The organism is Salinicola sp. JS01, assembly GCF_030284585.1.
In the GTDB taxonomy this organism is placed as follows: domain Bacteria; phylum Pseudomonadota; class Gammaproteobacteria; order Pseudomonadales; family Halomonadaceae; genus Salinicola.
This window is the reverse complement of record NZ_CP127244.1, coordinates 3,915,823-3,939,906: the sequence shown is the minus strand read 5'-3', so window position 1 is coordinate 3,939,906 and position 24,084 is coordinate 3,915,823. Positions and strand designations below refer to the sequence as shown.

Annotated in this window: 21 protein-coding genes; 8 read left to right on the top strand and 13 right to left on the bottom strand. The window is 60.9% G+C overall.

Features of this window, described 5'->3' with window-relative positions:
- Window positions 1–162 precede the first annotated feature (162 nt).
- Window positions 163–1,557, top strand: a complete 1,395-nt coding sequence (locus tag QO259_RS18010; protein ID WP_285951046.1) for an APC family permease — start codon at window positions 163–165, stop codon at window positions 1,555–1,557.
- Between the two features lie 99 nt (window positions 1,558–1,656).
- On the top strand, window positions 1,657–2,016 hold the full coding sequence (locus QO259_RS18005; protein ID WP_285951045.1) for a cupin domain-containing protein: 360 nt from the start codon (window positions 1,657–1,659) through the stop codon (window positions 2,014–2,016).
- Window positions 2,017–2,244: 228 nt separating this feature from the next.
- Here QO259_RS18005 and QO259_RS18000 read toward each other — a convergent pair whose 3' ends face one another.
- From QO259_RS18000 to hpaD (QO259_RS17980), 5 genes are all read right to left on the bottom strand, one after another.
- A complete protein-coding gene (locus QO259_RS18000) occupies window positions 2,245–3,867 on the bottom strand; it encodes a GMC family oxidoreductase (protein WP_285951044.1) in 1,623 nt (540 codons plus the stop codon).
- A gap of 194 nt (window positions 3,868–4,061) precedes the next feature.
- Window positions 4,062–4,502, bottom strand: a complete 441-nt coding sequence (gene hpaR, locus QO259_RS17995; protein ID WP_207036773.1) for a homoprotocatechuate degradation operon regulator HpaR — start codon at window positions 4,500–4,502, stop codon at window positions 4,062–4,064.
- A 453-nt stretch (window positions 4,503–4,955) separates the two neighbouring features.
- The gene (gabD, locus tag QO259_RS17990; protein WP_285951043.1) at window positions 4,956–6,407 is read right to left on the bottom strand and encodes an NADP-dependent succinate-semialdehyde dehydrogenase; all 1,452 of its coding nucleotides are present in this window, start codon (window positions 6,405–6,407) and stop codon (window positions 4,956–4,958) included.
- Between the two features lie 66 nt (window positions 6,408–6,473).
- The gene (gene hpaI, locus QO259_RS17985) at window positions 6,474–7,277 is read right to left on the bottom strand and encodes a 4-hydroxy-2-oxoheptanedioate aldolase (protein WP_285951042.1); all 804 of its coding nucleotides are present in this window, start codon (window positions 7,275–7,277) and stop codon (window positions 6,474–6,476) included.
- A gap of 43 nt (window positions 7,278–7,320) precedes the next feature.
- A complete protein-coding gene (hpaD, locus tag QO259_RS17980) occupies window positions 7,321–8,175 on the bottom strand; it encodes a 3,4-dihydroxyphenylacetate 2,3-dioxygenase (protein ID WP_285951041.1) in 855 nt (284 codons plus the stop codon).
- Window positions 8,176–8,314: 139 nt separating this feature from the next.
- Here hpaD (QO259_RS17980) and hpaA point away from each other — a divergent pair, with 139 nt between their 5' ends.
- Window positions 8,315–9,214: a 4-hydroxyphenylacetate catabolism regulatory protein HpaA gene (gene hpaA, locus QO259_RS17975; protein WP_285951040.1), complete on the top strand. Its 900-nt coding sequence runs from the start codon at window positions 8,315–8,317 to the stop codon at window positions 9,212–9,214.
- Window positions 9,215–9,226: 12 nt separating this feature from the next.
- Here the strand turns inward: hpaA and QO259_RS17970 are convergent, their stop codons facing one another.
- The 7 genes from QO259_RS17970 to QO259_RS17940 form a co-directional block, all read right to left on the bottom strand.
- The gene (locus tag QO259_RS17970; RefSeq protein WP_285951039.1) at window positions 9,227–10,027 is read right to left on the bottom strand and encodes an FAA hydrolase family protein; all 801 of its coding nucleotides are present in this window, start codon (window positions 10,025–10,027) and stop codon (window positions 9,227–9,229) included.
- The gene (locus tag QO259_RS17965) at window positions 10,014–10,904 is read right to left on the bottom strand and encodes a fumarylacetoacetate hydrolase family protein (protein ID WP_285951038.1); all 891 of its coding nucleotides are present in this window, start codon (window positions 10,902–10,904) and stop codon (window positions 10,014–10,016) included. Before QO259_RS17965 ends, QO259_RS17970 begins: the two co-directional genes overlap by 14 nt.
- Window positions 10,905–10,976: 72 nt before the next feature.
- A complete protein-coding gene (gene hpaD / locus QO259_RS17960) occupies window positions 10,977–11,957 on the bottom strand; it encodes a 3,4-dihydroxyphenylacetate 2,3-dioxygenase (protein WP_207036787.1) in 981 nt (326 codons plus the stop codon).
- 204 nt (window positions 11,958–12,161) lie between these two features.
- Window positions 12,162–13,670, bottom strand: coding sequence for a 5-carboxymethyl-2-hydroxymuconate semialdehyde dehydrogenase (gene hpaE / locus QO259_RS17955; protein WP_207036925.1), 1,509 nt, complete (start codon window positions 13,668–13,670; stop codon window positions 12,162–12,164).
- Between the two features lie 417 nt (window positions 13,671–14,087).
- Window positions 14,088–14,366 carry a hypothetical protein gene (locus QO259_RS17950; RefSeq protein ID WP_285951037.1) on the bottom strand — a complete coding sequence of 93 codons (279 nt, stop codon included), beginning with the start codon at window positions 14,364–14,366 and terminating at the stop codon, window positions 14,088–14,090.
- A gap of 29 nt (window positions 14,367–14,395) precedes the next feature.
- Window positions 14,396–15,700, bottom strand: coding sequence for an NAD(P)/FAD-dependent oxidoreductase (locus QO259_RS17945; protein ID WP_285951036.1), 1,305 nt, complete (start codon window positions 15,698–15,700; stop codon window positions 14,396–14,398).
- A gap of 70 nt (window positions 15,701–15,770) precedes the next feature.
- Entirely contained in the window at window positions 15,771–17,174 is a 1,404-nt protein-coding gene (locus QO259_RS17940) for an APC family permease (RefSeq protein ID WP_285951035.1), read from the bottom strand.
- 310 nt (window positions 17,175–17,484) lie between these two features.
- Here QO259_RS17940 and QO259_RS17935 point away from each other — a divergent pair, with 310 nt between their 5' ends.
- Window positions 17,485–18,099: a TetR/AcrR family transcriptional regulator gene (locus QO259_RS17935; RefSeq protein ID WP_207036795.1), complete on the top strand. Its 615-nt coding sequence runs from the start codon at window positions 17,485–17,487 to the stop codon at window positions 18,097–18,099.
- Between the two features lie 51 nt (window positions 18,100–18,150).
- Here QO259_RS17935 and QO259_RS17930 read toward each other — a convergent pair whose 3' ends face one another.
- Entirely contained in the window at window positions 18,151–18,537 is a 387-nt protein-coding gene (locus tag QO259_RS17930; RefSeq protein WP_207036797.1) for a 5-carboxymethyl-2-hydroxymuconate Delta-isomerase, read from the bottom strand.
- Between the two features lie 422 nt (window positions 18,538–18,959).
- Here QO259_RS17930 and QO259_RS17925 point away from each other — a divergent pair, with 422 nt between their 5' ends.
- The 4 genes from QO259_RS17925 to QO259_RS17910 all read left to right on the top strand — a co-directional run bounded on the left by QO259_RS17925 (window position 18,960) and on the right by QO259_RS17910 (window position 24,077).
- Window positions 18,960–20,837, top strand: coding sequence for an FAD-binding monooxygenase (locus tag QO259_RS17925; protein ID WP_285951034.1), 1,878 nt, complete (start codon window positions 18,960–18,962; stop codon window positions 20,835–20,837).
- A 236-nt stretch (window positions 20,838–21,073) separates the two neighbouring features.
- Window positions 21,074–22,261 carry a TRAP transporter substrate-binding protein gene (locus QO259_RS17920; protein WP_285951033.1) on the top strand — a complete coding sequence of 396 codons (1,188 nt, stop codon included), beginning with the start codon at window positions 21,074–21,076 and terminating at the stop codon, window positions 22,259–22,261.
- Complete coding sequence (locus tag QO259_RS17915) at window positions 22,258–22,764, top strand: TRAP transporter small permease (RefSeq protein ID WP_285951032.1); 507 nt, start codon at window positions 22,258–22,260, stop codon at window positions 22,762–22,764. The genes QO259_RS17920 and QO259_RS17915 overlap by 4 nt, the downstream gene beginning before the upstream one ends.
- Complete coding sequence (locus tag QO259_RS17910) at window positions 22,761–24,077, top strand: TRAP transporter large permease (protein WP_285951031.1); 1,317 nt, start codon at window positions 22,761–22,763, stop codon at window positions 24,075–24,077. The genes QO259_RS17915 and QO259_RS17910 overlap by 4 nt, the downstream gene beginning before the upstream one ends.
- The last annotated feature ends 7 nt before the right edge of the window (window positions 24,078–24,084 follow it).

The following is a 24,084-nucleotide window of genomic DNA, read 5'->3' as shown; positions in this document are numbered from 1 at the left end:
TAGGCGTCGGTCAGAGAAAGGAAAATTTCTGGCAGAAGCGAACAAGAATGACCGGACTTGCTGGCACATATTGGTCGGCCAGGGCGTGATGCCACCATCGATCACTAACCGTCATCGATCACCAACAACAAGTCCAAATGCTCTCCAAGGAGGTAATGCATCATGGTCGATACCACGAAAGTAGGCCCGATGCCCCTGACCACGACACCCGGCCGGCCGACCATCGGTTTCAAGACCATGATCGCGATCTGCGTGGGCTGTGTCGTCGTCCAAGGGTCCATGGCTTCAGCGCTGCTGGGCTTCGGCCTCGGGGGGTTGAGCTTTCTGGCTGCCATGCTCGTAGCGGCCCTGCTGGCCGTCTGCAATGCCATGACGTTCTCTGAACTTTCGCTGATGTATCCGCAGTCGGGTACGCTCGCCACTTACACCCAGAAAGCCATCGGGCATTTTCCCGCCATTGTCTCGGTGTTTGCCGGATATGTCGTGGTGGCCATTTTCGCATTACCCGCCGAGCTGTTATTGGTCGATGCACTGTTACAGACGCTGTTTCCCGAGATACTGCCCCCGCACTTGGTGCCCATAGCATTGTTGCTGTCGATTGCCTTGCTCAACATCTTCGGTACCGATGTCTTTGCGAAGCTCCAGAATGTATTCACTTTTGCGATGGTCGTCGCCATCTCCCTCGTCGGCCTGGTCGCGCTTCTGCAGCCGCCAAGCCCTGAGGTGTCTCAGGCTGCGGCAGGCATCGACTGGGGCGTCGAAGGTATCGTCGATGGTAGTTTCATAGGGCTTGTTGCCCTGTCGATGTGGCTCTTCCTCGGCTGCGAATTCATTTGTCCGCTCATAGAAGACATTCGTCAGCCGGAAAAACGAATTCCTCGTGCCATGATCCTATCTATTGGCATTCTCTTCGTGCTTTTTACACTGTTCTGTTTCGGCGCAGGGCGTTATCTCTCGATCGATACCATGGTGACTTCACCCTTGCCGTATGTCGACCTGGTCGATGGCGTCTTCGGTCGTTCGGGGCTGATCATTGTCACTGTCATGGGGATAACTGCGACCTGTAGTACACTCAATACCGTACTGGCTGCGGTGCCGCGCATGCTTTCGGGGATGGCCGATAATGGTCAGGCCTTCAGCATCATGAGTAAACGACATTCTCGTTACAATACGCCCTGGGTAGGCATTGTCTTCCTGACCCTGTGTGTGCTCATCCCATTCTTGTTGGTCAGTCCGAATCAAATCATCTCGTTGGTGATCGCGGCGGCGACCAGCTGGCTGCTGGCCTACATCGTCGCACACATCGATTTGATGGTTCTGCGTCGGCGTCGGCCTGAGCATCGCCGCCCCTATCGCGCACCCTTTTATCCCTTCCCGCAGATTTTCGGCATCATCGGTATGGCCTATGTGGCTGCCAATGCCTCACCGTCGCCGGAGATGACCGCCTTGATCTACACGCTTCTGGGGGTGGTGCTGGGCATCGTCAGCCTGACAGCATTCGTCTGGGTGAAGTTCAAAATGAAAAAAGGCCTATTCGAACCCGATCTCAGCGATTAGTGACCGACACGGTTTGTGGCTTATCAATACTGTTTGTAGTTTATCAATACGGTTCAAGAAGGGTCCGTTGACTCTTCTTGACCTCGAGAGGAGTTTGACATGGGACGAATCGATACCGGATTGACCACGAAAGACCTCGATAGCATTGGTTCGGTCGAGGAACTGGGTGCCACCATCGAAGAGGGTGACGTCCAGGCGTTCATCAAGATGACGTTGAATACGCCCCAGGATGCGGTAAGCGCCGGCTACTTTGGCACCACGAGCGGTCGGTTCCGGATGGTATATCCTTTTACGGAGCAGGCTTGCCTGATCTCCGGAGAAGTCATCCTGACCGATGAGACGACCCAGGAGCGCATCCACTACAAGGCCGGTGACAGTTGGCTGTACGAGAAGGGAACGCCTGTGCTGTGGGAGGTGGTTTCTGGCGAGTTCGTGAAGCACTACCTTGCCGTGGTGTGAGGCTTTGGCGCGCGGAAACAGCCGATGGCAAGTGGCCGCGCACCACCGAGCGTCTTTCTCGCAGCGTCTGTCTCATAGCACCTTTCTCACAGCGTCTTTCTCATAGCGTCTTTCTCACAGCCTCTTTCTCATACCCATTCCAATGAATGGCTCACGCTGGCCATCGCCATGATGACCGCCTATCGCTACCTTGTTGGAAAGGTAGCGATAGGCGGTGTCGATCGGGTATCAGACGGTGCCGGTCACTATGTCTGCTCCCTTCTCCGCCACGGCAATGGTCGGGGCATTGGTATTGCCGCTTGGCAGGGTGGGGAAGATCGAGCAGTCGATGACGCGAAGGCCCGTCACACCGTGGACCTTCAACTCGATATCGACTACCGAGTCTCTGCTGTCCTGGCCCATACGGCATGTGCCGACCGGGTGATAGGTCGTCTTGCAGTACTGGCGGATGAAGTCTTCCAGCGCGTGTCGGTTGTCGTTCATATCCTGTGCCATCAGATCGCGCGCCTTGGGCGGAGAGAAAATCTCGTCGATCACGCTGGCAAGTGCCGGTGTGTCGAGCAGCCTCAGCCCTGCGCGCAACGCGCGCACCTGATGCTCGAGATCCTCAGGTGCCTCGAGAAAGCGAGCGTCTATGACGGCGGTCTTGGCGCCATTCGGCCCGGTAAGGCGAATGTTGCCGCGTGAGGCCGGGCGTAGATGGCCTACCTTGAGCGTGATGCCGTGGGTGCGCCCCCGGCCAATGCCATTGGGGTCGTCCCAGGTGTCGAGCACCGGCATGAAATGAATCTGGGTATCCGGGCGGCCTTCGCCGGCGGTGTCCAGAAAGGCGCCGCCTTCCAGTATGTTGGAGGTCATGAGGCCGTGGCGGTACAGCAGCCATTCGGCGCCATGACGTAGTGCGCGCAAGCCGGCGTCTTCGCCGTACAGGGAGGTCGGGTGCTTGAGTGTGGCGTTGAGCGACATGTGCAGGTGGTCCTGCAGGTTGTCGCCCACCGGCAGGTCGTACAGGCACTCGATGCCCTGCTCGTTGAGATGGTCGCGATGGCCGATACCAGAGCTCATCAGAATTCTAGGGCTACCGATCGCGCCAGCGCTGAGAATGACCTCGCGATGGGCGCGCAGTGTCATCTCGCCTCTGCTGGCGTGTCGTGCCTGAATGCCGACGGCCCGTTGCTTGTCGATCATCACCCGTAGCACTTCGGTATCCGGGAGAATCGTCAGGCGCGGGTCGTCGCGCACCTCGCTCAGATAGGCCTTGGAGGTGCTGTAGCGTTCGCCGTTGAAGGTGGTGGTCTGATAGTAGCCAACGCCCTCGGGGGCGTTGGCGTTGAAGTCGTTGACGTAGGGCAGGCCGCTCTCTTGGCCGGCGCGCACGAAGGTCTGTGTCAGCGAGTGGCGATAGCGGTTTTCGCTGACTTTCAGTGGACCGTCATTGCCATGCAGGGGCCCGGCCAGCGATTCGTTGCTTTCGCTCTTGATGAAATACGGCAGCAGTCCCTCGTAGTCCCAGCCGGTGCAGCCGTAATCACGGCTCCAGGCGTCATAGTCGCTGCGATGCCCGCGGATGTAGATCATGCCGTTGACTGAGCTACTGCCGCCGATCAGCCGCCCTTGGGCGATGCTCATGGCGCGGTGGTTGGTCGCGGCATGCGGTGTCGTCATATATGGCCAGGTGCGCGTTGGAATCACCTTGCCGAGCGCTGCCGGCATCCGCACCAACAGACCGGCATCCGAGCCGCCGGCCTCGACCAGCAGCACCGTGGCGCGGGTGTTCCGAATCAAGCGATGGGCGATGACACAGCCGGCGGAGCCAGCGCCGACAATGATGTAGTCGTATTGATCCTGCATGTCGCCTCCCGGACATGGATGGTGCGCGTGGCGCTACAGGATCAGAGTAGGAGTCTAGAGGAGTGGCCAATTGACCTGCCATGACAGTTATTTGACCGTCACTGCCATGGTTTGAAAATCTATCTATATCAATAGGCTATAAAAATATTATCGAGTATGGCACGCCACTGCGGGATCCGCTCTTGGTCACCGTCTCACGGTGAATCTTCGGGTTCGAGCTTTTGCACCTCTTCCAGCAAGCCCATCAGCGTGCGGTACTTCTCCGGCCCCAGGCGCTGCTGGATTTTCTGATACTGGCGCATCATTTCACCCTTCATGCTATCGAAAAGCGCGTTGCCTTGAGGCGTCAGGGTGACGCATAGCCGACGCTGATCGGTTTCGGGTTTCCAGCGCCTGACCAGGCCATTCTGCTCGAGCCTTACCAGCACCCCGGTCAGACTCGGGCGCAGTATGCAGGCCCGTTCGGCGAGCTGGTAGCTTTCCAGCGTCTGATCTTCGGCCTGCCACAGGATGCGAATGACACGCCACTGCTGCTCGGTGACGTTGTGTTGATTGAGGTGCGGCCGGAAAAAGTCCATGGCGGATTCACGGGCCTGCAGTAGTGCCAGAGTGAGTGAGGGAGTCGGGCGCGCCATGTTGTGCCTTTTCAAAGGAAAGTCGAAATCAGGGGATGTCGAAACGATCCGGTTCCGGCGTCGACTGATCAATGGGGTGCCACTGGTCCGATATGGCGATACGGCCCCACGGATCTGCCCTGCGCCCCATCGGATGATGGCAGCAGGGATGGCCCTTCACGGGAGGCCGACCATATCATAATCGCCCGCCTGGCTATATCTCTCACGGCGGTGTCTCTCATGGCGGCGTCTTTCATAGCGGCATCTCTCATAGCGATATAAGCACGAGATGGGCACGCCGCATGAGCCGGGGTGTGTGGGGCTGCGGTGCCGTGCGGGCCGACTTCGATGCCGAGGGTATGGCACGGCCGCGGGGGCCGGCGAGGCCTTGCGTGCCGGAGCGACAAATACCCTGGCCCTCCCCTCGGAAGGGGCGTGGGCCAGGTTGTTCAGGCTCGTGCGAGCAGTCTCTGCTTACTTGATACCCATGCACAGATACTTGACCTCGAGGTAGTCCTCGATGCCGTAGTGCGAGCCTTCGCGGCCGACGCCGGAGGCTTTGATGCCGCCGAATGGCGCGACTTCGGTCGAGATGATGCCTTCGTTGATACCGACCATGCCGTATTCGAGCGCCTCACCCATGCGCCAGCTGCGGCCCAGATTCTGGGTGTAGACGTAGGCTGCCAGACCAAACGGCGTGTCGTTGGCCATGGCGATGGCTTCCGCTTCGGTATGAAAGCGAAACAGCGGAGCGAGCGGGCCGAAGGTCTCCTCGCCGGCGACATCCATGGCCGGTGTCACATCGCCAAGCACCGTGGGCTCGAAGAAGCTGCCGCCCAGTGCGTGGGACTTGCCGCCACACAGGACCTTTGCGCCATGTTCGACGGCGTTGTCGATGTGCGCGCGTACCTTGTCGACCGCCTGCTGGTTGATCAGAGGGCCCTGCTGGGCGCCCTCTTCCTCGGCCGGTGCCACCTTGAGCGCTTTCACCGCTGCGATCAGCTTTTCGCTGAAGGCCTCGTAGACGCTGTCGTGCACCAGGAAGCGGTTAGTACACACACAGGTCTGACCGCTGTTGCGAAACTTCGAGGCGATCGCGCCCGCGACGGCGGCGTCCAGGTCGGCGTCATCGAAGACAATGAACGGCGCGTTGCCGCCCAGCTCCATACTGACCTTCTTGATGGTGCCGGCGCACTCCTCCATCAACTGACGGCCGATTTCGGTGGAGCCGGTAAACGACAATTTTCGAATGGTCTCGCTGTGCGTGAGTTCGGTACCGATCTCCCCGGCACGTCCGGCCACCACGTTGAAGACACCGGCCGGTATACCCGCACGTTCGGCCAGCTCGGCCAGCGCCAGTGCCGACAGCGGCGTTTCGGAAGCGGGCTTCAACACCATGGTGCATCCGGCGGCCAGCGCAGGGCCGGCCTTGCGCGTGATCATGGCGATGGGAAAGTTCCACGGCGTGATCGCGGCGACCACGCCTACGGGCTGCTTGATGACCACCAGCCGGCGGTCGGGCTTGTCGTTGGGAATCACGTCGCCGTAAACGCGCTTGCCTTCCTCGGCGAACCACTCGATGAAGCTGGCGCCGTAGTCGACCTCACCGCGGCTCTCGGCCAGCGGCTTGCCTTGTTCCGCGCTGAGGATACGGGCCAGGTCCTCTTTATGCTCCTGCATCAGCGCGAACCAGCGCTTGAGAATCAGCGAGCGAGCCTTGGCGGTCAGGTCGCGCCAGGCTGGCAGCGCGTTATTGGCGGCGGCGATGGCGCGACGGGTTTCGGCCTTGCCGACGCGGGCGACGCTAGCCAGGGTCTCACCGTTGGCCGGGTTGGTCACCGCGAAGGTATCGCCGCTGTCGGCGTCGAGCCACTGGCCGTCGATGTAGGCCTGCTGGCGCAGAAGAGTCGAATCCGTGAGGTTCATACTGGGTTTCCCATGCAAGGGCCAAAACGGGGCCGGGTCTGGTGAATGGAGGAAAGACAGGTAATGTCAGTACACCGATGACGACGGTGTCGCGGGGGCTTCATCGCCTTTGAACTCGCCGGCCAGCGCTTTCAGCGCGTTCATCAGCACGCTGGTATCCACACCCACCGCCACGAAGGTAGCGCCGAGTTCGAGATAGCGTCGGGCCAGGGTTTTGTTGGCAGAGAGGATGCCGGCGGCCTTGTTGGCCTTCTGGATACGCGCAATGCCATCCTCGATGGCGCGCTGCACGTCGTCATGGCCCGGGTCGCCACGATGGCCCAGCGAGGCACTGAGATCCGCAGGGCCGATGAAGACGCCGTCGACGCCCTCCACGGCGGCAATCTCGTCGAGGTTTTCGAGCCCCGTTTGCGTCTCGATCTGAACCAGCAGGCAGACTTCCTCGTCAGCGCGGTCGAGATAGCCCGGGATAGAGTTCCAGCGCGAGGCGCGTGCCAGGGCGCTGCCCACGCCGCGAATGCCCTCGGGGGGATAGCGGGTGGCGCGCACTAGCTGGCGGGCTTGCTCGGCGGTGTCGACCATTGGCACCAGCAAGGTCTGCACGCCGATGTCGAGATACTGCTTGATCAGGGCGGCATCGCCCACCGGCGGGCGCGCGATCGGCTGAACCGGATAGGGGGCTACGGCCTGCAGCTGTTCCAGTACGCTACGCAGATCGTTGGGTGCATGTTCGCCGTCGATCAACAGCCAATCGAAGCCTGCATTGGCGGCGAGTTCGGCGCAGTAGCCGTTGGCGAGTCCGAGCCAGAGACCGAGTTGGGCTTCGTTGCGGCTAAGGGCTCGTTTGAAAGTGTTGATGGGCATATCCATCAGGCGCTCCTCGCGTAGTGTCACATGACATCGTCAATCCGTATTACAGCGGAAAGACGGCGTTGATCTGGCCGGTACCGGAGCTGCCGAACGGCGCGGTCAGGATCTCGGCTGGGCGCTCATAGCCCTCTCCGAGCACGCCCATCAGCATGGCCGTGTCGTGCATGCCGCCTTCGCCGTAGCAGTGCTCGGCGTACTCCGGCAGCATCTTGCGGAACTCGTCGAACTTGCCCTCGCGCCATAGCTCGACGACACGGATGTCCATCTGGCGATCGAACTCTCGCGACCAGCGATGCATGTTCTCCTTGGCCTGGTTGTTGTCGGTGAAACGGTGCGACAACGAGCCAGAGGCCAAAACCATGACCTTGTGGTCGCTCGCCTCGATCGCTTCGCGCACGGCGGCGCCAAAACGGATGCTGTCGTTCAGATCGTGCCAGGCGTCCCAGGCGGCGATGGAGACCACCTTGAAGGCCTGCTCATCCGGCACGTCCATGTGCATGTAGCGCATGGGCACCAGCGTGCCGTACTCGAGCTTGAGGCTCTGAATGTTGTGCGCCATGGTGCGGAGTCCGGCGTGATTGGCGCGGTCGGCGATGGCCTGTCCGAGTTCGGGGCAGCCGTCGTACCGGTAGGCCATGTTCTGAATGAAGTGCGGTAGCTCGTTGCTGGTATACACGCCTTCGAAATGGTCGCCACCGTTGATGTGATAACCGCTGTTGACCAGCCAGTGGGTGTCGAAGACCACCGCGACATCGGCGCCTGCCTCCCGGGCGCGGCGGGCGATCTCCTTGTGGCCTGCGATGGCTTCGGCACGGCAGCCGTGATGCTCACCGGGTTGCTCGGAGAGATACATCGAAGGCACGTGCGTGATCTTGGCGGCGAGTACGATTTCACCCATGAGGCAATTCCTTGGAGTGGACGGGCGGGGCCGATGGCCTCGGACACGAGTCAGGCAATGCCATGGAGCGAGGTACCCGTCGGTGGTTAATATAGAGGCCTAGCGCACGGGTGAACCGCGCGCCTTCAGGAGCGCAAACATGGCGTTGGACTTCATTCCCAACATCACCATCGGTCAGGAGTACGACCAGCGCTACGCCGATGCCCCGGTGCACTACGAAGCGCTCGGTCGCATGGCAGATTTCTATGGTCGGAACATGCCTGTGCACCATCACGACCGCTTTTTCCAGGTGCACTACGTCAAAAGCGGCATGGTGCGGGTCTATCTGGACGATCGGCAGTTTCACCAGCAGGGGCCGATGTTCTTTCTGACACCGCCGACCGTGCCCCACTCCTTTACCACCGAAAACGGCAGCGATGGCCATGTGCTGACGGTGCGCCAACAGCTGGTGTGGTCGCTGCTCGAAGAGCTTCCCGAGCTGGGTGACGCTGCGGCCGTGTCGCCGGTGTGTGTAGCGACAGGTCGGGCGAGAGAAGAGGCACGGCTCGACGTCAATCGTATCGAGCGACTGTTCGACGAGCTGCGTCTCGAATTCGAGGCCGACCGTCCGGGGCGGGAAACGGCGATGATCACGCTGACGCGGCTGATTTTCGTCAGCCTCTTTCGGCTGTCGTCCAATTCGCTGGCTGCCCAGCGTGTGCGCCACGAAGACCTGTCGCTGTTTCACCGCTTCAATCTGGAGATCGAGGCCCACTACACCGCGCACTGGACGCTGTCGGATTACGCCCGCGCGCTCAACGTCACCGAGGCGCGCCTCAATAGCGTCTGCCGTCGCATTGGTGGCGTGCCCAGCAAGCGCGTGGTTCACGATCGCGTCATGCAGGAGGCTCGGCGACTTCTGACCTTCACCCGCATGAGTGTCAACGAGATCGGCTATCGGCTCGGATTTCACGATCCAGCCTACTTCTGTCGATTCTTTGCACGTCATGCGCATACCACCCCTTCGGGTTACCGTCGCGACCAGTCGGGCCATCGATAGCTTTCCCGCGGCTCAAGCGAAGGTCAGCGATACGCGGCCGAACGCACCGTAGTCGGCTTCGATCCGGCTGCCGGACGGGCACTCCACCGGACCGATGAAAGAGCCCGACAAAATGACCTGACCGGCTTCGATACGCTGGCCGTAGGTCGCCATGCGCCGGGCCAGCCAGATGAGACCGGTGACCGGATCGTCCAACACTCCGGCGCCCAGACCCGTGGCCACCACATCGCCATTGTGCTTGACGATCGAGCCGACCCAGCGCAGGTCCTGCGCCTCGGGGGCGTGGCGTTCGCTGCCCAGTACGATGCCGGCGTTGGCAGCGTTGTCGGAGACGGTGTCGACGATCACTCGCGCCTGGCCGGTCTCGGCGTCTTTTCTGACGATGCGGGTATCGAGAATCTCGAGGGCGGGCGCCACGTACTCGGTGGCAGCCAGCACGTCCTCGCGGGTCACTTCACCCTCGAGCGGCGCTTTCATGACGAAGGCGATCTCGGCCTCGATGCGTGGCTGAATGAAATGCCCCTTGGGGATCACCGCCCCCGTCTCATAGCGCATGTAGTCATAAAGCACGCCGCTGTCGGGCGTATCGATGCCGAGCGCGTCTTGCATGACCTTGGAGGTCAGCCCGATTTTCCAACCGAGGATGGCGTGCTTCTGCGTCTTGCGCGCCATCTGAGCGGTCTGGATCGCGTAGGCATCGTCCAGTGTCATGCTCGGATGGCGCTTGGACAGCAGACCGATCTGCTCGCGTGTCGCCTCCGCCGCGAGCAGATCGTCGGCAGCGGCGGCAATCTGCTCGTCAGTCAGTGCCATGGCGTTCATCCTCCACACCGTTGATCAGCGTACCGATACCGTCGGCCTCGACCTCGATCACGTCGCCCGGCTCGAGCCAGATCGGCGGCTCGAAGCGAGCGCCGGCACCGGTCGGCGTGCCACAGACGATCACGTCGCCCGGCACCAGGGTGGTGAAGGTCGAGACGTAATTCACGATGTAGCGGAAATCGAACATCATCCGCGAGGTGCGGTCATGCTGACGTACTTCGCCATTGACGCGGGTGGTCAGTTCGATGTCGTCGAGCTGCTCAGCGCGCTTGAACGGCACCAGCCAGGGGCCGATGGCGCCGGTGGCGTCGAAGTTCTTGCCCTGGGTGACGTTGAACTTGGCGTGGCGCACCCAGTCGCGAATGGTGCCTTCGTTGCACAGCGTCAGCGCGGCGATGTGTTCATAGGCCTTTTCACGCGAAATTCGGCGGCCACCCTTGCCGATGACGATGGTGATTTCGCCTTCATAGTCGAGCTGCTCGCTCTCCGGCGGGCGCACCAGATTCTGGTTGTGGCCGACGAAGCTACGCGGAAAGCGGATGAACAGCGAGGGTTTGCTCGGTGCGGCCTGACCGTCCTTGTACTCTTCATTGCGCGAAGGGAAGTTGACCCCGACGCAGATCAGTTTTTCGGGGTTCGCGATGGGAATCAGGTAGGTGACGTCTTGTTCGCGGTAGCTCGGGCTCCGGCCTGCGGCGACGGTCAGAAGCTCATCGATGGCGCCAGCTTCGATCACCTCCTTGAGTCCTTTGAAGCGGCTGCCGAACTCTGGCGTGAGATCGACGATGCCGCCGTCGGTGACCACCCCGAAACGGTCGGCACCGTTGGCGTGAAAGGCGGCGAGACGAGGGGGGAGTGGGGTACTCATGGGCTATCTCCTAATGGCCCGAGCTGCCCCCGGGCCCTGTGAATCACGGATGCGACGCGAGTGCCGGCCGGCTCACGGCGCGACGATCGGCGTGGCATTCAGCTGAGAATCCCTGAGTTCGAGGTTCTCGAACTCGGAGCCGTGCTCGAACCAAGAGCGCGGCGCGGGGGCGCCCCAGAGGGTCTGGCGCTGGGGGTCTTTCAGATCCCACTTGATCGCCTCCAGATCCGGATCGACGGTCTGGTAGTCCGAGCAGTAGATCTCGATGCGGTGGCCGTCCGGGTCGAGGATATAGAGGAAGAAGGCATTGGAGATGCCGTGACGCCCTGGGCCGCGCTCGATGTTGTCGACGTAACCGGTCGTCGCCATCAGATCGCACAGATCGATGATGTTCAGCGGAGTCGGCACCCAGAAGGCGGTGTGGTGCAGGCGCGGGCCGCGGCCGTTGGTGAAGGCCATGTCGTGCACACCGCCCTTACGGTGGGTCCAGGCTGCCCACAGCTTGCCGCTCTCTTCGTCTTCGGTGTATTCGGTGACGCGAAAGCCAATGCGGTTGTAGAACGCGACCGCCTCGTCGACGTTGGGTGAGAACAGGTTGAAGTGATCGATGCGCAGCGGCTTGACGCCCCGATAGAGTACGTACTGCTGATGGATCGGGGCTAGCCGGTCCATCTTGAAGTAAAGCTCGATCGGCACATCGAAGCAGTCGGTGGTGCGCAGCGTGCGGCCCTGGTAGGGACGCTCGACCCACTCGACCGGGTGGCCGTTTTCCTGGAACCAGGCGTGGGCCTTGTCGAGTTCCTGTTCGTCGAACACCTTGAAGGATAGCGACTTCACGGTCGCACTATCGCTTTTCTCCAGCACGATGCAGTGGTGTCCGCGCTCCTCCATCGCACGCAGATAAATGCGCTGGTCGTCTTCGTCGGTGACCTGAAGGCCGAGTGTGTCGACATAGAAGTGACGGCTCTTGGCCAAGTCACTCACGCCGAAAACGACGTGGCTCAGGCGAATGATGTTGAACGCCGGGTAGAGATTGGGTGTTGGGATGGGCATGGCGAGACTCCTTGATGCGTTAGGGAAACGCTGCATAAATGCCTGCGCGAGCGAATCGCCGCGTTGCGTGGTACTCGAACACTCGCCTAACCCCATGTTATGTCTCGTGTTCTGTGTTCCATGCGCCTTGCGCTTCATCTCGCTCGTCGATTTATTCAGCGCTTCCTTAGGCAGGGCGGTATACGCCGCCCTGCGGCCGTTATGTCACCCGAGCTTCGGTACTTTGTGGGGCTTGCGCGGAAAGGAGACATTGACGGTCTCCATATAGAAGTCGAACGACCAGTCGCCTCCGTCGCGACCTATGCCGGAGGCCTTCACACCGCCGAACGGTGACTCCAGGTGACGAACGTTTTCGGAGTTGACCCAGATCATCCCGGCTTCCAACTCATCGGTCATGCGCATGGCGCGGTCGAGATCGTTGGTCCAGAGATACGCGGCCAGACCATACTGTGTATCGTTGGCCAGGCGCAGAGCTTCCTCTTCGTCCTTGAACGAAATCGCGGTCAGGACCGGGCCGAAGATCTCTTCCTGGGCCACCGTCATGTCGTTGCGGGCATGGGTGAACAGCGTCGGACGGACGAAGCAGCCTTCCTCGCCGATCTTTTCACCGCCGGCGGCAATGGTGGCGCCTTCTTCACGCGCCTTGTCGAAATACGACAGCACCTTCTCTTCATGCTCGGGGTGAATCAGCGGACCGACCACGGTTTCGGGGTCTAGCGGGTGGCCGACTTTCACACCGTTGGCGATGTCCGCCACGCGACGAGTGACTTCCTCGTAGATGCTCTCCTGCACCAGCAGGCGCGATGACGAGGTGCAGCGCTCGCCGTTGAGGGAATAGATCATGAAAGTGGCAGCGTTGACGGCGCGTTCGATATCGGCATCGTCGAATACGATGACCGGATTCTTGCCGCCCAACTCGAAGTGGAAGCGCTTTAGCGTCGGCGCGGCCTGAGCCATGATCAGCTGGCCGGTGCGGCTCTCACCGACAAAGGCGATCGCCTTGATGCCGGGGTGTTCTGTCAGGGCGCGGCCGGCGTCTTCGCCAAAGCCGTTGACCAGGTTCAGGACGCCCTTGGGCAGCCCGGCCTCTTCGGCGATTTCGACCAGCAGCTTGGCGGTCATCGGCGAGAACTCGGCCGGCTTGTGTACCACCGTACAGCCCGAGGCCAGTGCCGGGGCGATTTTCCAGGTCGAGAGCATGAACGGCGTGTTCCATGGCGTGATGACGCCGATCGGCCCCAGCGGGCGCTTGGAAGTCACGTTCATCTGCGTGTCGTTTCTGAGGGAAAGCCCATCCTCTGCCTGCGGTGCCCGGTCAGCGAAGAAGCGGAAGTTGGCCGCGCCGCGAATGGCCGCCTTGGACATGAAGCGCAGTGCCTGGCCGGTGTCCATGCACTCGGTAAAGGCGATCTCTTCGGCGCGGGCCTCGATGGCTTCCGCCACCTTGATCAGGATGGCGCGGCGCTCCTTGCCCGGCGTCTTGCTCCAGGTCTTGAACGCTCTTTCGGCAGCGGCGACGGCACGGTCGATGTCGCTGGCATCGCTCTTGGCGACCTTCGCGAGTGGCTTGAGATCGACCGGAGACAGTGTTTCGAAGGTCTTGCCCGAATCGGCTGGCACGGACTCGCCATCGATATGATTCAGTACGCCACCTTCACGGAAGCGGGATAGGTAGCCTTCGGCGCGGGACCGGTTATCGCTGAACGTGCTCATGATGCTCCTTCCTTCACTCGTTGCCCGTAGCGTCGGGCGTGTCTGTAGGGGCTTTTCCAGCTCAGGTGCGGCACGCTGCGGCGTCTCTCCCGCACTCGACTTTCGTATAACGCCTTCAAAGCCATCTCGTTAACATATTAACGTTATAAGTTGTCATGTTAATGAAGTCAATGCTCGACGCGACGCGTCAGGACGTTTCGAGAAGCGGCGTGGGGGCGTACACGGCAAGGCGGGCCAACATGTCTTTGGCGTGTGGCGTGTGGTGCGGCGCCTCTAAAAGCCAAGGCGACAGTGGCATGAGACGGAGCAGCGGACGCTGGCAGCAGGCTGCGAGCCGGTTGGCCCGCATCGGCCTGTCACGGTCCTCGCCTCATGCCATCGCCGCGCAAGCGATTCGTTCGAGGGGCTGGGCCTCTATCAGTGCACCAGCCGTCCATTGGTCTTGGGTCGTGGCATGGTCTCTGGCCAGAGGTCGTCGCGGGCGGCCTCCCGCGATGCGGGCTTCTTGCGCCGGCTCAGGTCCGAAAACTCGCCCACGGCGTGCATATCGGCCCCCGACACCTCGGCGTCGGATAGGTCACTATCAGATAGGTAGATATCCTGAAGAGCCCCGACAGCATCTTTTCTGCTCCAGAGCCGGATCAGTTCATCTAGCTTCTGTTCTATCAGCGTTTTTATCGAAGGATCGCTTGCCATGCATGGCCTCCCAGACAGGGACCGTCGCTCTAGCGGGTGCCTTTTCTGTACCCGGCCATTTGGTGCGTCACCTTACCCAGCGTACAGATGAGGTGCCTGAAGTGTTCCTTGCCAATCACTCTTCTACGGCGAATGGAGCGCATGATGTCCCAGTGCCTCGAACCGCCCGTCATACCGTCGGCCACGACTCGACTGATGACATGGCTCGGGGTCACGCCGAACCCGGAATAACCCTGCACGAAGAAGACGTTATCGTGGTTTGGCAGGGTGCCGATTTGCGGGAACAGGTTGGCCGTGCACTCCATTGGTCCGCCCCAGGCAAGGTCGATCTTGACGTCCTTCAGGTAGGGGAAGATGTTCAGCATGGCCTTTCTGTTATGTGCCTTGAGGTCTTGAGGTATGTGTTCCACGAAGTGCGTGGCCGTGCCGAACAAGAGGCGGTTTTCATTGGTGACACGGTAGTAATCGATGACCGGGCGTATGTCGCTGAATGCCCCGCGTATTGGGCTGATGGTCTCGATGAGCTCGTCGGACAGCGGCTCGGTGACAAGCTGGAATGCGTAGGTGCTGATGATCGTCTTGTGAAGGTTAGGTTGCAGCTTATTGATGAATGCGCCGCAGGAAAACAAGACTTTCTTGGCCTTTATGGAGCCCTTGGCCGTTCTGACCGTCACCGTCGGCCCATATTGCAGATCCAGGACCGGCGTGTACTCGTATATTTTTCCACCGAGCTCGCAGAAGGCCTTGGCTTCGCCGAGGAGCAGGTTGAGGGAATGGATATGACCATTGCCCATATGCATCAGCGCACTGCCATAGGCATCCGAACCCACGATGTTCTTGACTTCGGAGCCCTCGAGATAGGCTATCTCCTGATTGGGCGTGATCTCCTTGAGCTCCTTTTCCATGGCCTGAAGCGTCTTGGCCTGACGCGAATTGAAGCCCAGATAGCCATAGCCGTGGCGAAAATCGGCATCGATGTCATATTGTCGAATGCGCTCTTGAATCGTTGCCGATCCCTGGTCGCTGATTTCGAAGATGGCCTTGACACCTTCGTCCCCGACATCCTTGCGGATTTTTTCCAGGTCATGGCCGATGCCGGCCATGACGTGACCGCCGTTGCGACCGGATCCCCCGAAGCCCAGATAGTTGGCCTCTAGCAGGACGACGTTTTCGACACCGCGTTCCGCGAGCTCCAGCGCGGTATTTACGCCGGAAAATCCGCCGCCGATGATGACGACTTCTGCATCGATATCGCCCTCGAGATCCGGATAGTGGGTCTCATACTTCTTGGTCATCGTGTAGTAAGTCGAAGGCATTTCTACGGATAGCATCATGCACCTCTTTTCTGATGTTTTTATCGAATGAGTGATAGCTCAGACCGTTCCGGAAATGCTGGCTTTCTGTTTATCCTGAACCAGATAACGATAGGCATAGAGCAATAGGGACAAGAACAAGATGCCGATACCCGTCAAGACTTCCTTGGCGCCACCGTAGCCGGCAATGTCGGCCGAGGTAGCCCCAACCATGATGACGATGCCGGTAAAGAGGCTGAGCACCCAGGCCAGGGGGAATCCAGCCTTTGCCAAGGCGAACGGGTCTCGGGTGATCGGGCAGGTCCTTGCGCAGCCAGAGAAAGCCGGTCAGCGCAAAGAAGATGGCAAGCAGATAGCCCAGATTCGCGGTAACCAGAATCGCGATGGGCGATGCGGAGACGACGATCATCAGGAGGTTGAGCACCACCGCAACCGTCATGCAGCGGCCGGGGACCTGATGCTTGTTCAAAGTGCCCAACTGCTTGATCGTAATACCTTCTATCGCCATCCCGTACAGCGCACGCGAGCCATCCGCCAGGGCGGCATTCAAGCCCATGAACAGGCCTACCAGCAGCATGCTCACGAAGACGCTGCTGTAACCGACGCCCAAAACATCATTGAAGGCGCCGATATAGAACCCGAATGGGTCCTTGGCCGCGACGGCTTGATCGACCAGGCCGCCGATACCGAAGGCGACGGCGGCAAATACCAGGACGGTATAGAGCCCTGACGTGAGCAAGGAAAGTCGCATGTCTCTCTGCGTGCGGTATTCCGGGCCGAAGGCAGCGCACATTTCGGTTCCGTAGGTGCTCCAGCTGACGAGGAAGAACCAGACGAGGATGATGCGCACCGCCGACCATCCCGAAAGCGAGTGCTGTTCGGCGTCGAGGAATCGGTGGATGCTCCAGCCGTCACCGAATATCGGTGCGAGGGAGAGAATCACGATGGGGATGAGCAGCAGGGCGCCCATATACTTGGACAATGAGGCCGCCAAATGCACACCGCGGCGGTTGATCTGCCAGAAAATGACGATCAGGGCAGCGCCGATGAGCTGTGGGATGCCGATCTCCAAGATGCCCAGGGTGAAGTGCCAGTCAGCGTTCGGGAACCACTGGGCTTGCATCAGTGACCCAGCGCTGACACCGATGATGGAAAGAACGGAGGACCAGCCCATCCAGTATCCGAAGGCTGCCAGAGGGCCGACGAAACGGTTTCGCCTGCGCCAGCCCTCTACGGCGATCATGGCGATGCCACCGGGTTTGTCGGGGAACATGGCCGTGACTTCCAGGAATATCCAGTTTTGACAGGCGCCGATCGCTGCAGAGCCTGCCCAGACGATGAGCGCCCACACTGGCCCCAGCAAGCCCAGGGCATACCCGAATGAGGCAAAGATGGAGCCCGATACCGCCATGGAAAGGGCGAACGCTTCGGTCCACTTCAAGGTGGCCCGCATTTGTGAACTATCGCCGGTTGTCGCTGCAGCATTCTTTGTCATTTTTCAGTCTCTATGTTACCGATCTGAATGTCACCGATCTGAATGTCGCCGATCTGAAATTGTTGTGTTGCGCCTGTCACTCCGTCGTCATCTCGCCCGTGTTCGTCACCGATAGGGGGTGTGGTACCTCTGGACCATGTGCCTGGGCTTGTACCCGCTGATTGCCGTCACGTTAATTAGCGTTGATAATGGCCTGGTTATTCTCTATCGGTCAGTAGACCGATAGCGATTGTTGCGCCAGCCTAGAGCGCCATCAATTAGACCTTCGTCTTTGGTCATTAACTTGTTAATGTTGAAAGGTTTCCTACCGATGAGCAGTGTCGAAGACAAGAAAAGACGCGTCAGGAAGACCCGCGAGGAGAGGCGGTCTGAGATCCTCGATGCCGCCACCAAGGTGTTCGTCGATGAAGGGTATGCCGAGCTAACGTTGCGGCGTATTGCCAAGGAAGTGGATATCCGCCTGAGTACGGTGCAGCATTACTTCGAATCTCGTGAATCGATCATAAAGACTCTGATATACAACCGTGTTCAGACCTATTTGAGTAACCATGCTGCGTTGAAGGAAGAGGTTACGGGGAGTGGTGAAGACAAGGTTCGCGCCATCTTCAAATCCCTTGTCGAGGATAGTTTGAATGTCGAAACGTGTCGTTTCTTCACGCAGATGTGGGCGATGGGATTTCAGAGTGACATTTTTCGAGATCAGCTGTTTGAGATGTACGATTGCCACCGGGAAGACATCGCCGAGGTCATCGCCTTGGTGAGGCCTGATCTGAGCCCGACCGAGCGCTTCCAGAGGGCCACCATGATTTCGTCGATGATCGAGGGCTCTCTGATTCATTTGGGCGTCGGTCTACCGTCCGATGACAGGCTGAACGGAGTGCGCGAGAGGATGCTAGAGGTCTTGGTGAATCTGGCCAAGACCTGATGGTTGCGCCCAATGGGGGGCATCGGTGACCCTCCCAATGGGACATGGTGCTCACTGCTTGGACAATCGGGCATGAATCGGTGTGTCTTTCCAGCTCAGCGCGGCATCGATTTCGCGAATTTCCAAAGACAGGGCGAAATGCGGAGTGGCAAGCGGGTCGGCGAGCACGCGCTGCACGGCCGCGAACAAGCGCTCGCCGGCAGCCTTGAGATCGCTCTGGGCGCGACCGCTGCCCACGCTCAAGGTCATGGCCAGAAACTCATTGTCAGGGTGGTCGTCGGCCACGATGCAGTAGTCGGCGGCAAAGGCGCGGATGCGAATGCCGGCCAAGGGAAACAGCGCCGATTCGCTCATCACCTGGTGGGCGGCACGGCAGACCTCGCGCACGTCGACGTGGCGCTCGAGCCCGGGTGAGTATTCGATATGTAAATGGGGCACGGCGTCCTCCTTGGTAGCCTAGTCTTTCTGTCGGTCTCTTTCTGTCGATCTCTTCCTGCTGGCGCCTTTCTATTAATTTATTAATGAATGGCATATGCCCTTCTGTCAAGCACTGCGTCTGGTCATTTCGTCCCCGCCGGAGCGATGTCGTAGCGCCTGCGGCGTGGCCGCATTAGACGGTGTCAGCGCTACATCGTTCATAGATTAACGATTTGGTGTGGGGCTCGAGCGGTATGCCGACCAAGGTAGGGTGGGAATCTGTGAAAAGTACAATCGAGTCTGTGTAAAACACATCCTCATTGGATTCGATGGTCTTCAGCATGGAGAGCGTCCTGGCTTCCGAGCGCGCACAGGCACGCTTGCCGAGCGGCGCGTATACCGAGCGCCCAGCCGAAGCCGACCCGATCAATGAGGAGACGATCATGCAATTTCATCACTACGGCTATGTGTCCGGCGATCCCCGTGTTCAGCCCGCGCTCGGCGAGGGTCTCGATCGGCCCGAGGCGCTGCCCGACGAGGTAGACGTCCTGATCGTGGGCACCGGACCTGCCGGCATGATCATGGCCGCCCAGCTCTCGCAGTTCCCCCACGTTCGCACGCGTATCGTCGAACGCCGCCCGGGACGCCTGGAAATCGGCCACGCAGACGGTATTCAGGCGCGCAGCGTCGAGACCTTCCAGGCATTCGGCTTTGCGGGTCGCATCACCGCCGAGGCGTATCGCATCACCGAAATGGCCTTCTGGAAGCCGGATCCGGCGCGACCCGATCACATCATCCGCACGGCACGCGCGGCCGATGATCCCGAGGGCATCAGCGAATTTCCGCATTTGATCGTCAACCAGGCGCGTGTGCTCGACTATCTGGCCGAGTCCGCCGTCAACGGGCCGGCGCGCATTCGTCCGGATTTTGGTATCGAGTTCAAGGGCCTGGAGTTCGATGACCAGAGTGACTATCCCGTCAGTGTGACACTCAAACATGTGGCGGGGCCGGAAGAGGGCCGTGAACGTACGGTGCGGGCCAAGTATGTGGTCGGCTGTGATGGTGCGCGCAGCGGCGTGCGCAGCGCCATCGGCTGCACGCTGAAGGGCGACCAAGCCAACCACGCCTGGGGCGTGATGGACGTGCTGGCGCGAACCGACTTCCCCGATATCCGTACCAAGTGTGCCATCCAGTCGCATGCCGGTGGCAGCATCCTATTGATCCCGCGCGAGGGCGGGCACCTGTTTCGCATGTACGTCGACCTCGGCGAGGTGCCGGCGGATGGCAGCAATGCCGTACGCAACACGCCGATCGAGCAGATCATCGCCAAGGCCAACGAGATTCTCACGCCTTATACCCTCGATGTGCGAAACGTGGCCTGGCACAGCGTTTACGAAGTCGGCCACCGGCTGACCGACCGCTTCGATGACGTCGAAGACCCCGATACCGGTCGCTTGCCGCGAGTCTTCATCACGGGTGACGCCTGCCACACCCATAGTGCCAAGGCCGGCCAAGGCATGAACGTCTCGATGCAGGATGGCTTCAATCTCGGCTGGAAGCTCGGCTATGTGCTCTCGGGCCGCAGTTCCGCCAGCCTGCTGTCGACCTACTCCGCCGAGCGTCAGGTGGTGGCCAAGAACCTGATCGATTTCGACAAGCAGTGGTCGACGATGATGGCCAAGCGCCCGGAAGAGTTCGAAAACCCCGGTGAACTAGAGGAGTTCTACACCCGTACCATCGAGTTCCCGGCGGGCTTCATGACCGAGTACGCGCCCTCCATGATCACCAATGGCGCCGAGCATCAGGCGCTCGCGACTGGCTTTCCCATCGGTAAGCGCTTCAAGTCGGCCATGGTCTCGCGGGTGTGTGATGGCAACCCGCTGCAGCTCGGCCATCAGGCCAAGGCCGATGGGCGTTGGCGCCTTTACGTGTTCGCCGACGCGGCCAACGCCGATGGCGCATCGAAAACGCGAGACCTTGCCGAGTGGCTGACGCAGGCGACCGAATCCCCGCTCAATGCGGCGTTCCCGACCGGCACGTGGGTCGACTGGTTCGACGTCAAGGTGATCTATCAGCAGCGTCATGAAGACATTGCCATTCAACAGGTGCCGAGCGTCTTCAAACCCGAAGTAGGGCCGTTCGCGCTGGAAGATCTCGAAAACGTGTTCGGTGTGGCGCCCGACCAAGACATCTTCGATGTCCGTGGCGTCGACCGTGACGGTGCCCTGGTGGTGGTTCGCCCCGATCAGTACGTGGCCGACGTGTTGCCGCTGTCGCACGTCGAGCGACTCTCAGAGCTGTTTTCGCGCTTTCAGGCATGAGCCGAACGAGCATCGCCCGCGACGTTGTCACAGCCGGCAGGTCTGCGGTCACCGGCCAAGCTTGCGCTCCCAGGGGCGGTACAGGCCTGTGGCTGTCGCGATGCGAAAAATGCCATTCGAGTCAGTGCCATGGGCATGCGGTCGTTGATACGGACCCAGCGCTTTCATGCATCAGCGCTTTCATACATCAATGGATTGGGTCCGCGCATGTTCGCTGATTGGCAAAAGGTGATCGCATGACGATATCCATCAGACGCGGCGTGCTGGAAAACGCCCGGACGGCGCTGCTGCTCGGGGCCTGCCTGGCCGCGGGGATGTCGAGCCCTTCGGCCTCGGCAGTGACGACGCTGCGGATCGCGCACTTTCTACCGGCGGTCGCCAACGCGCAACGCCAGGTGCTCGACCCCTGGTGCGATGAGCTCGAAGCGCGCTCCGACCATGAAATTCGCTGTCAGATCTACCCCTCGATGCAGCTCGGCGGCATTCCTTCCCAGCTGCCCGATATGGTGCGCCATGGCGTGGTGGATATCGCCTGGACAGCGCTGGGGTATTCGGCGGGGCGCTTTCCCCGCTCCGAGGCGCTGGAGCTGCCCTTCATGCTGCCCGCCGGCGGGGTCGCGGGCAGCCGTATTGCCTGGGCCTTCAGCCAGGGGCCAGCGCGGGCGGATTTCGACGACTATCACCTGCTGGCCATTCAGAGCGATGGCGGCGCGGTCTTCCACACGCGCCATACCGCCATCCGTGACATGGCCGACATGGCGGGGCTGAAGCTGCGCTCACCGACGCGCATGGCCTCTCGGCTCATCGATGCCCTGGGGGGCTCGGCGGTGAGCATGCCACCAGCTCAGATCGCCGACACGCTCGCCAAGGGCGTGATCGACGGTGCCTCGGCTGGCTGGGAGGTCGTGCCACCGACCAAGCTCGATGAGGTCACCCGCTACCACACCGAATCCGGCGCGCATCAGGCCACGCCGACCGTGACCGTGCTGGCTTTGCTGATGAACAAAGAAAGCTATGCGCGGCTGCCCGACAAGTCGCGCAAGGTGCTGGACAGCCTGAGCGGCGAGGCCCTGTCGCAGCGCTTCGGCCAGGCCTGGGACGACGCCATCCTGCCGGTCAGGGCGCGCCTCGCCAATGACCCCGAACATACCGTCATCGCCCTGGACGACGACGCCTATCGCAGCATGAGAGAGGCCTCACAAGGCGTCACCGATGCATGGATGGCGTCGCGCGAGCGGGGGCTCGATCGGGCTGCGCTGGTGCGCTCGCTCGAAGCCATGGTGACGTCGATGGCGCCAGCGTTGAATCAGGTTTCAGCGTCGCATCAGGTTTCAGCGTCGCAGCAGGTTTCAGCGTCGCAGCAGGTTTCAGCGTCGCATCAGGCGCCGGCTGGGCAGAACAGCGCGCGCAGGGAGGGGGCATGAGAACACTGCTGCAGCGATTGGCCGTTGGGCTGGCGCTGGTAGGCGGCGTCCTGCTATTGGCCGCTATCGCGCTGTCGCTGGCCTCGATGCTGAGCCGGAGACTGTGGGCGGCGCCCATTACGGGAGACATCGAGCTCCTACAGATGACGATGGCCGTGGTAGTGGCCTGTTTTCTGCCGCTGTGCGAAATCCGTGACCGCCACATTCGTGTCGATATCATCGCCACCTTGCTGCCGCGCAGGGCCAACCGCGTGCTGCTGGCGATCTCGCATCTGGCGCTGGCCGCGATCTGTGCGCTGCTGACTTGGCGTACGGGGATGCTGGCAATGGACAGCTTCGCTTTCCATGCCCAGAGCGTGCAGCTCGGTCTGCGCGAGGGGGTATTTCAAGTCGCCATGCTGCCCGGCATCGCCCTGATGGGTCTGTGTGCGCTTTATCAGAGCCTATATCGACTCACCCATGACGAGGTGCCCGCCGTGATCGAAGAGGAGGCGGCTCAATGAACGGACTTGCGATGGGGGCAGTTGCCTTTGGTGCCATGCTGGTGCTGCTGGGATGCCGCCTGCATGTGGGCGTGGGCATGCTGTTGGCTGGCGCCCTGTGCTATCTCCTAGTCTACGGTGGCGATACGCACGCGCTACTATATACCCTCAATAATCTGGTCTACGCACGCTTCTCGAGCTATGACCTGGCGGTGATCCCCATCTTCGTTCTGATGGGGCAGTTCGCGATTCACGGTGGGCTTTCCTCGACGCTCTTTCGCACCAGTGCCAAATGGATTGGCCACTGGCGAGGCGGGCTTGCAATGTCGGCGGCCGGTGCCTGCGCCGGGTTTGGCGCTATCTGTGGCTCTTCGCTGGCCACCGCCACCACCATGAGCCAGGTCGCTTTGCCCGAGCTCGAGCGTCACCGCTACAGCCAGCGCCTGGCGACCGGCACGATTGCCGCGGCGGGGACGCTGGGCATTCTGATTCCTCCCTCGGTACCGCTGATCGTCTACGCCGTACTGACGCAGACCTCGATCGCGACCCTGTTTCTGGCGGCGGTGCTGCCGGGCCTACTGGCGGTAGCGGGCTATCTTGCGGTGATCCGGCTGATGGCGATGCGCACCATGAGCGACGTCGAAGCCTCGTCACGCTATAGCTGGGCCGAGCGATTGGCCAGCCTGCGCGAGATCGCGCCGGTGCTGGTGATCTTCTGCGTGGTCATCTTCGGGCTCTACGGCGGCTGGGCGAATCTGACCGAGGCCGCCTCGCTCGGCGCGGCGGCCTGCGGGGTCTATGCCGTGTGGCGCGGCATGCGCTGGGCAGGATTCTACAAGAGCCTGGTCGGGACGGCGGAAGCCAGCGCCATGATCTATCTGGTGGTGATCGGCGCCGATCTCCTCAACAGCGGGCTGGCGCTGGGGCAGATGCCGGCGGCGCTGGCCGATTGGGTACTGGGTAGTGGTCTGACACCGCTGGCGGTGCTGCTGGTGATTCTGGCGATCTACCTGGTGCTGGGCTGCATGATGGACTCTCTGTCGATGATTCTGCTGACCATCCCGATCTTCTTTCCCATCATCATGCAGTTGGAGCTGTTCGGCCTGACCGGGCCAGAAAAGGCGATCTGGTTTGGGATCGTCGCGCTGATGGTGGTGGAAATCGGCCTGATCACCCCGCCGATGGGGATGAACCTGTTCATTGTGCAGAAATACAGCCACGGCACGTCGCTGGCCACGGTCAGCCGCGGCATCGTTCCGTTTCTTGGGGCCGACATGTTGCGTATCGCCATCATCGTTTTCGTGCCGGCGCTGTCGCTGGTGTGGCTGGGGTAGCGCCCAA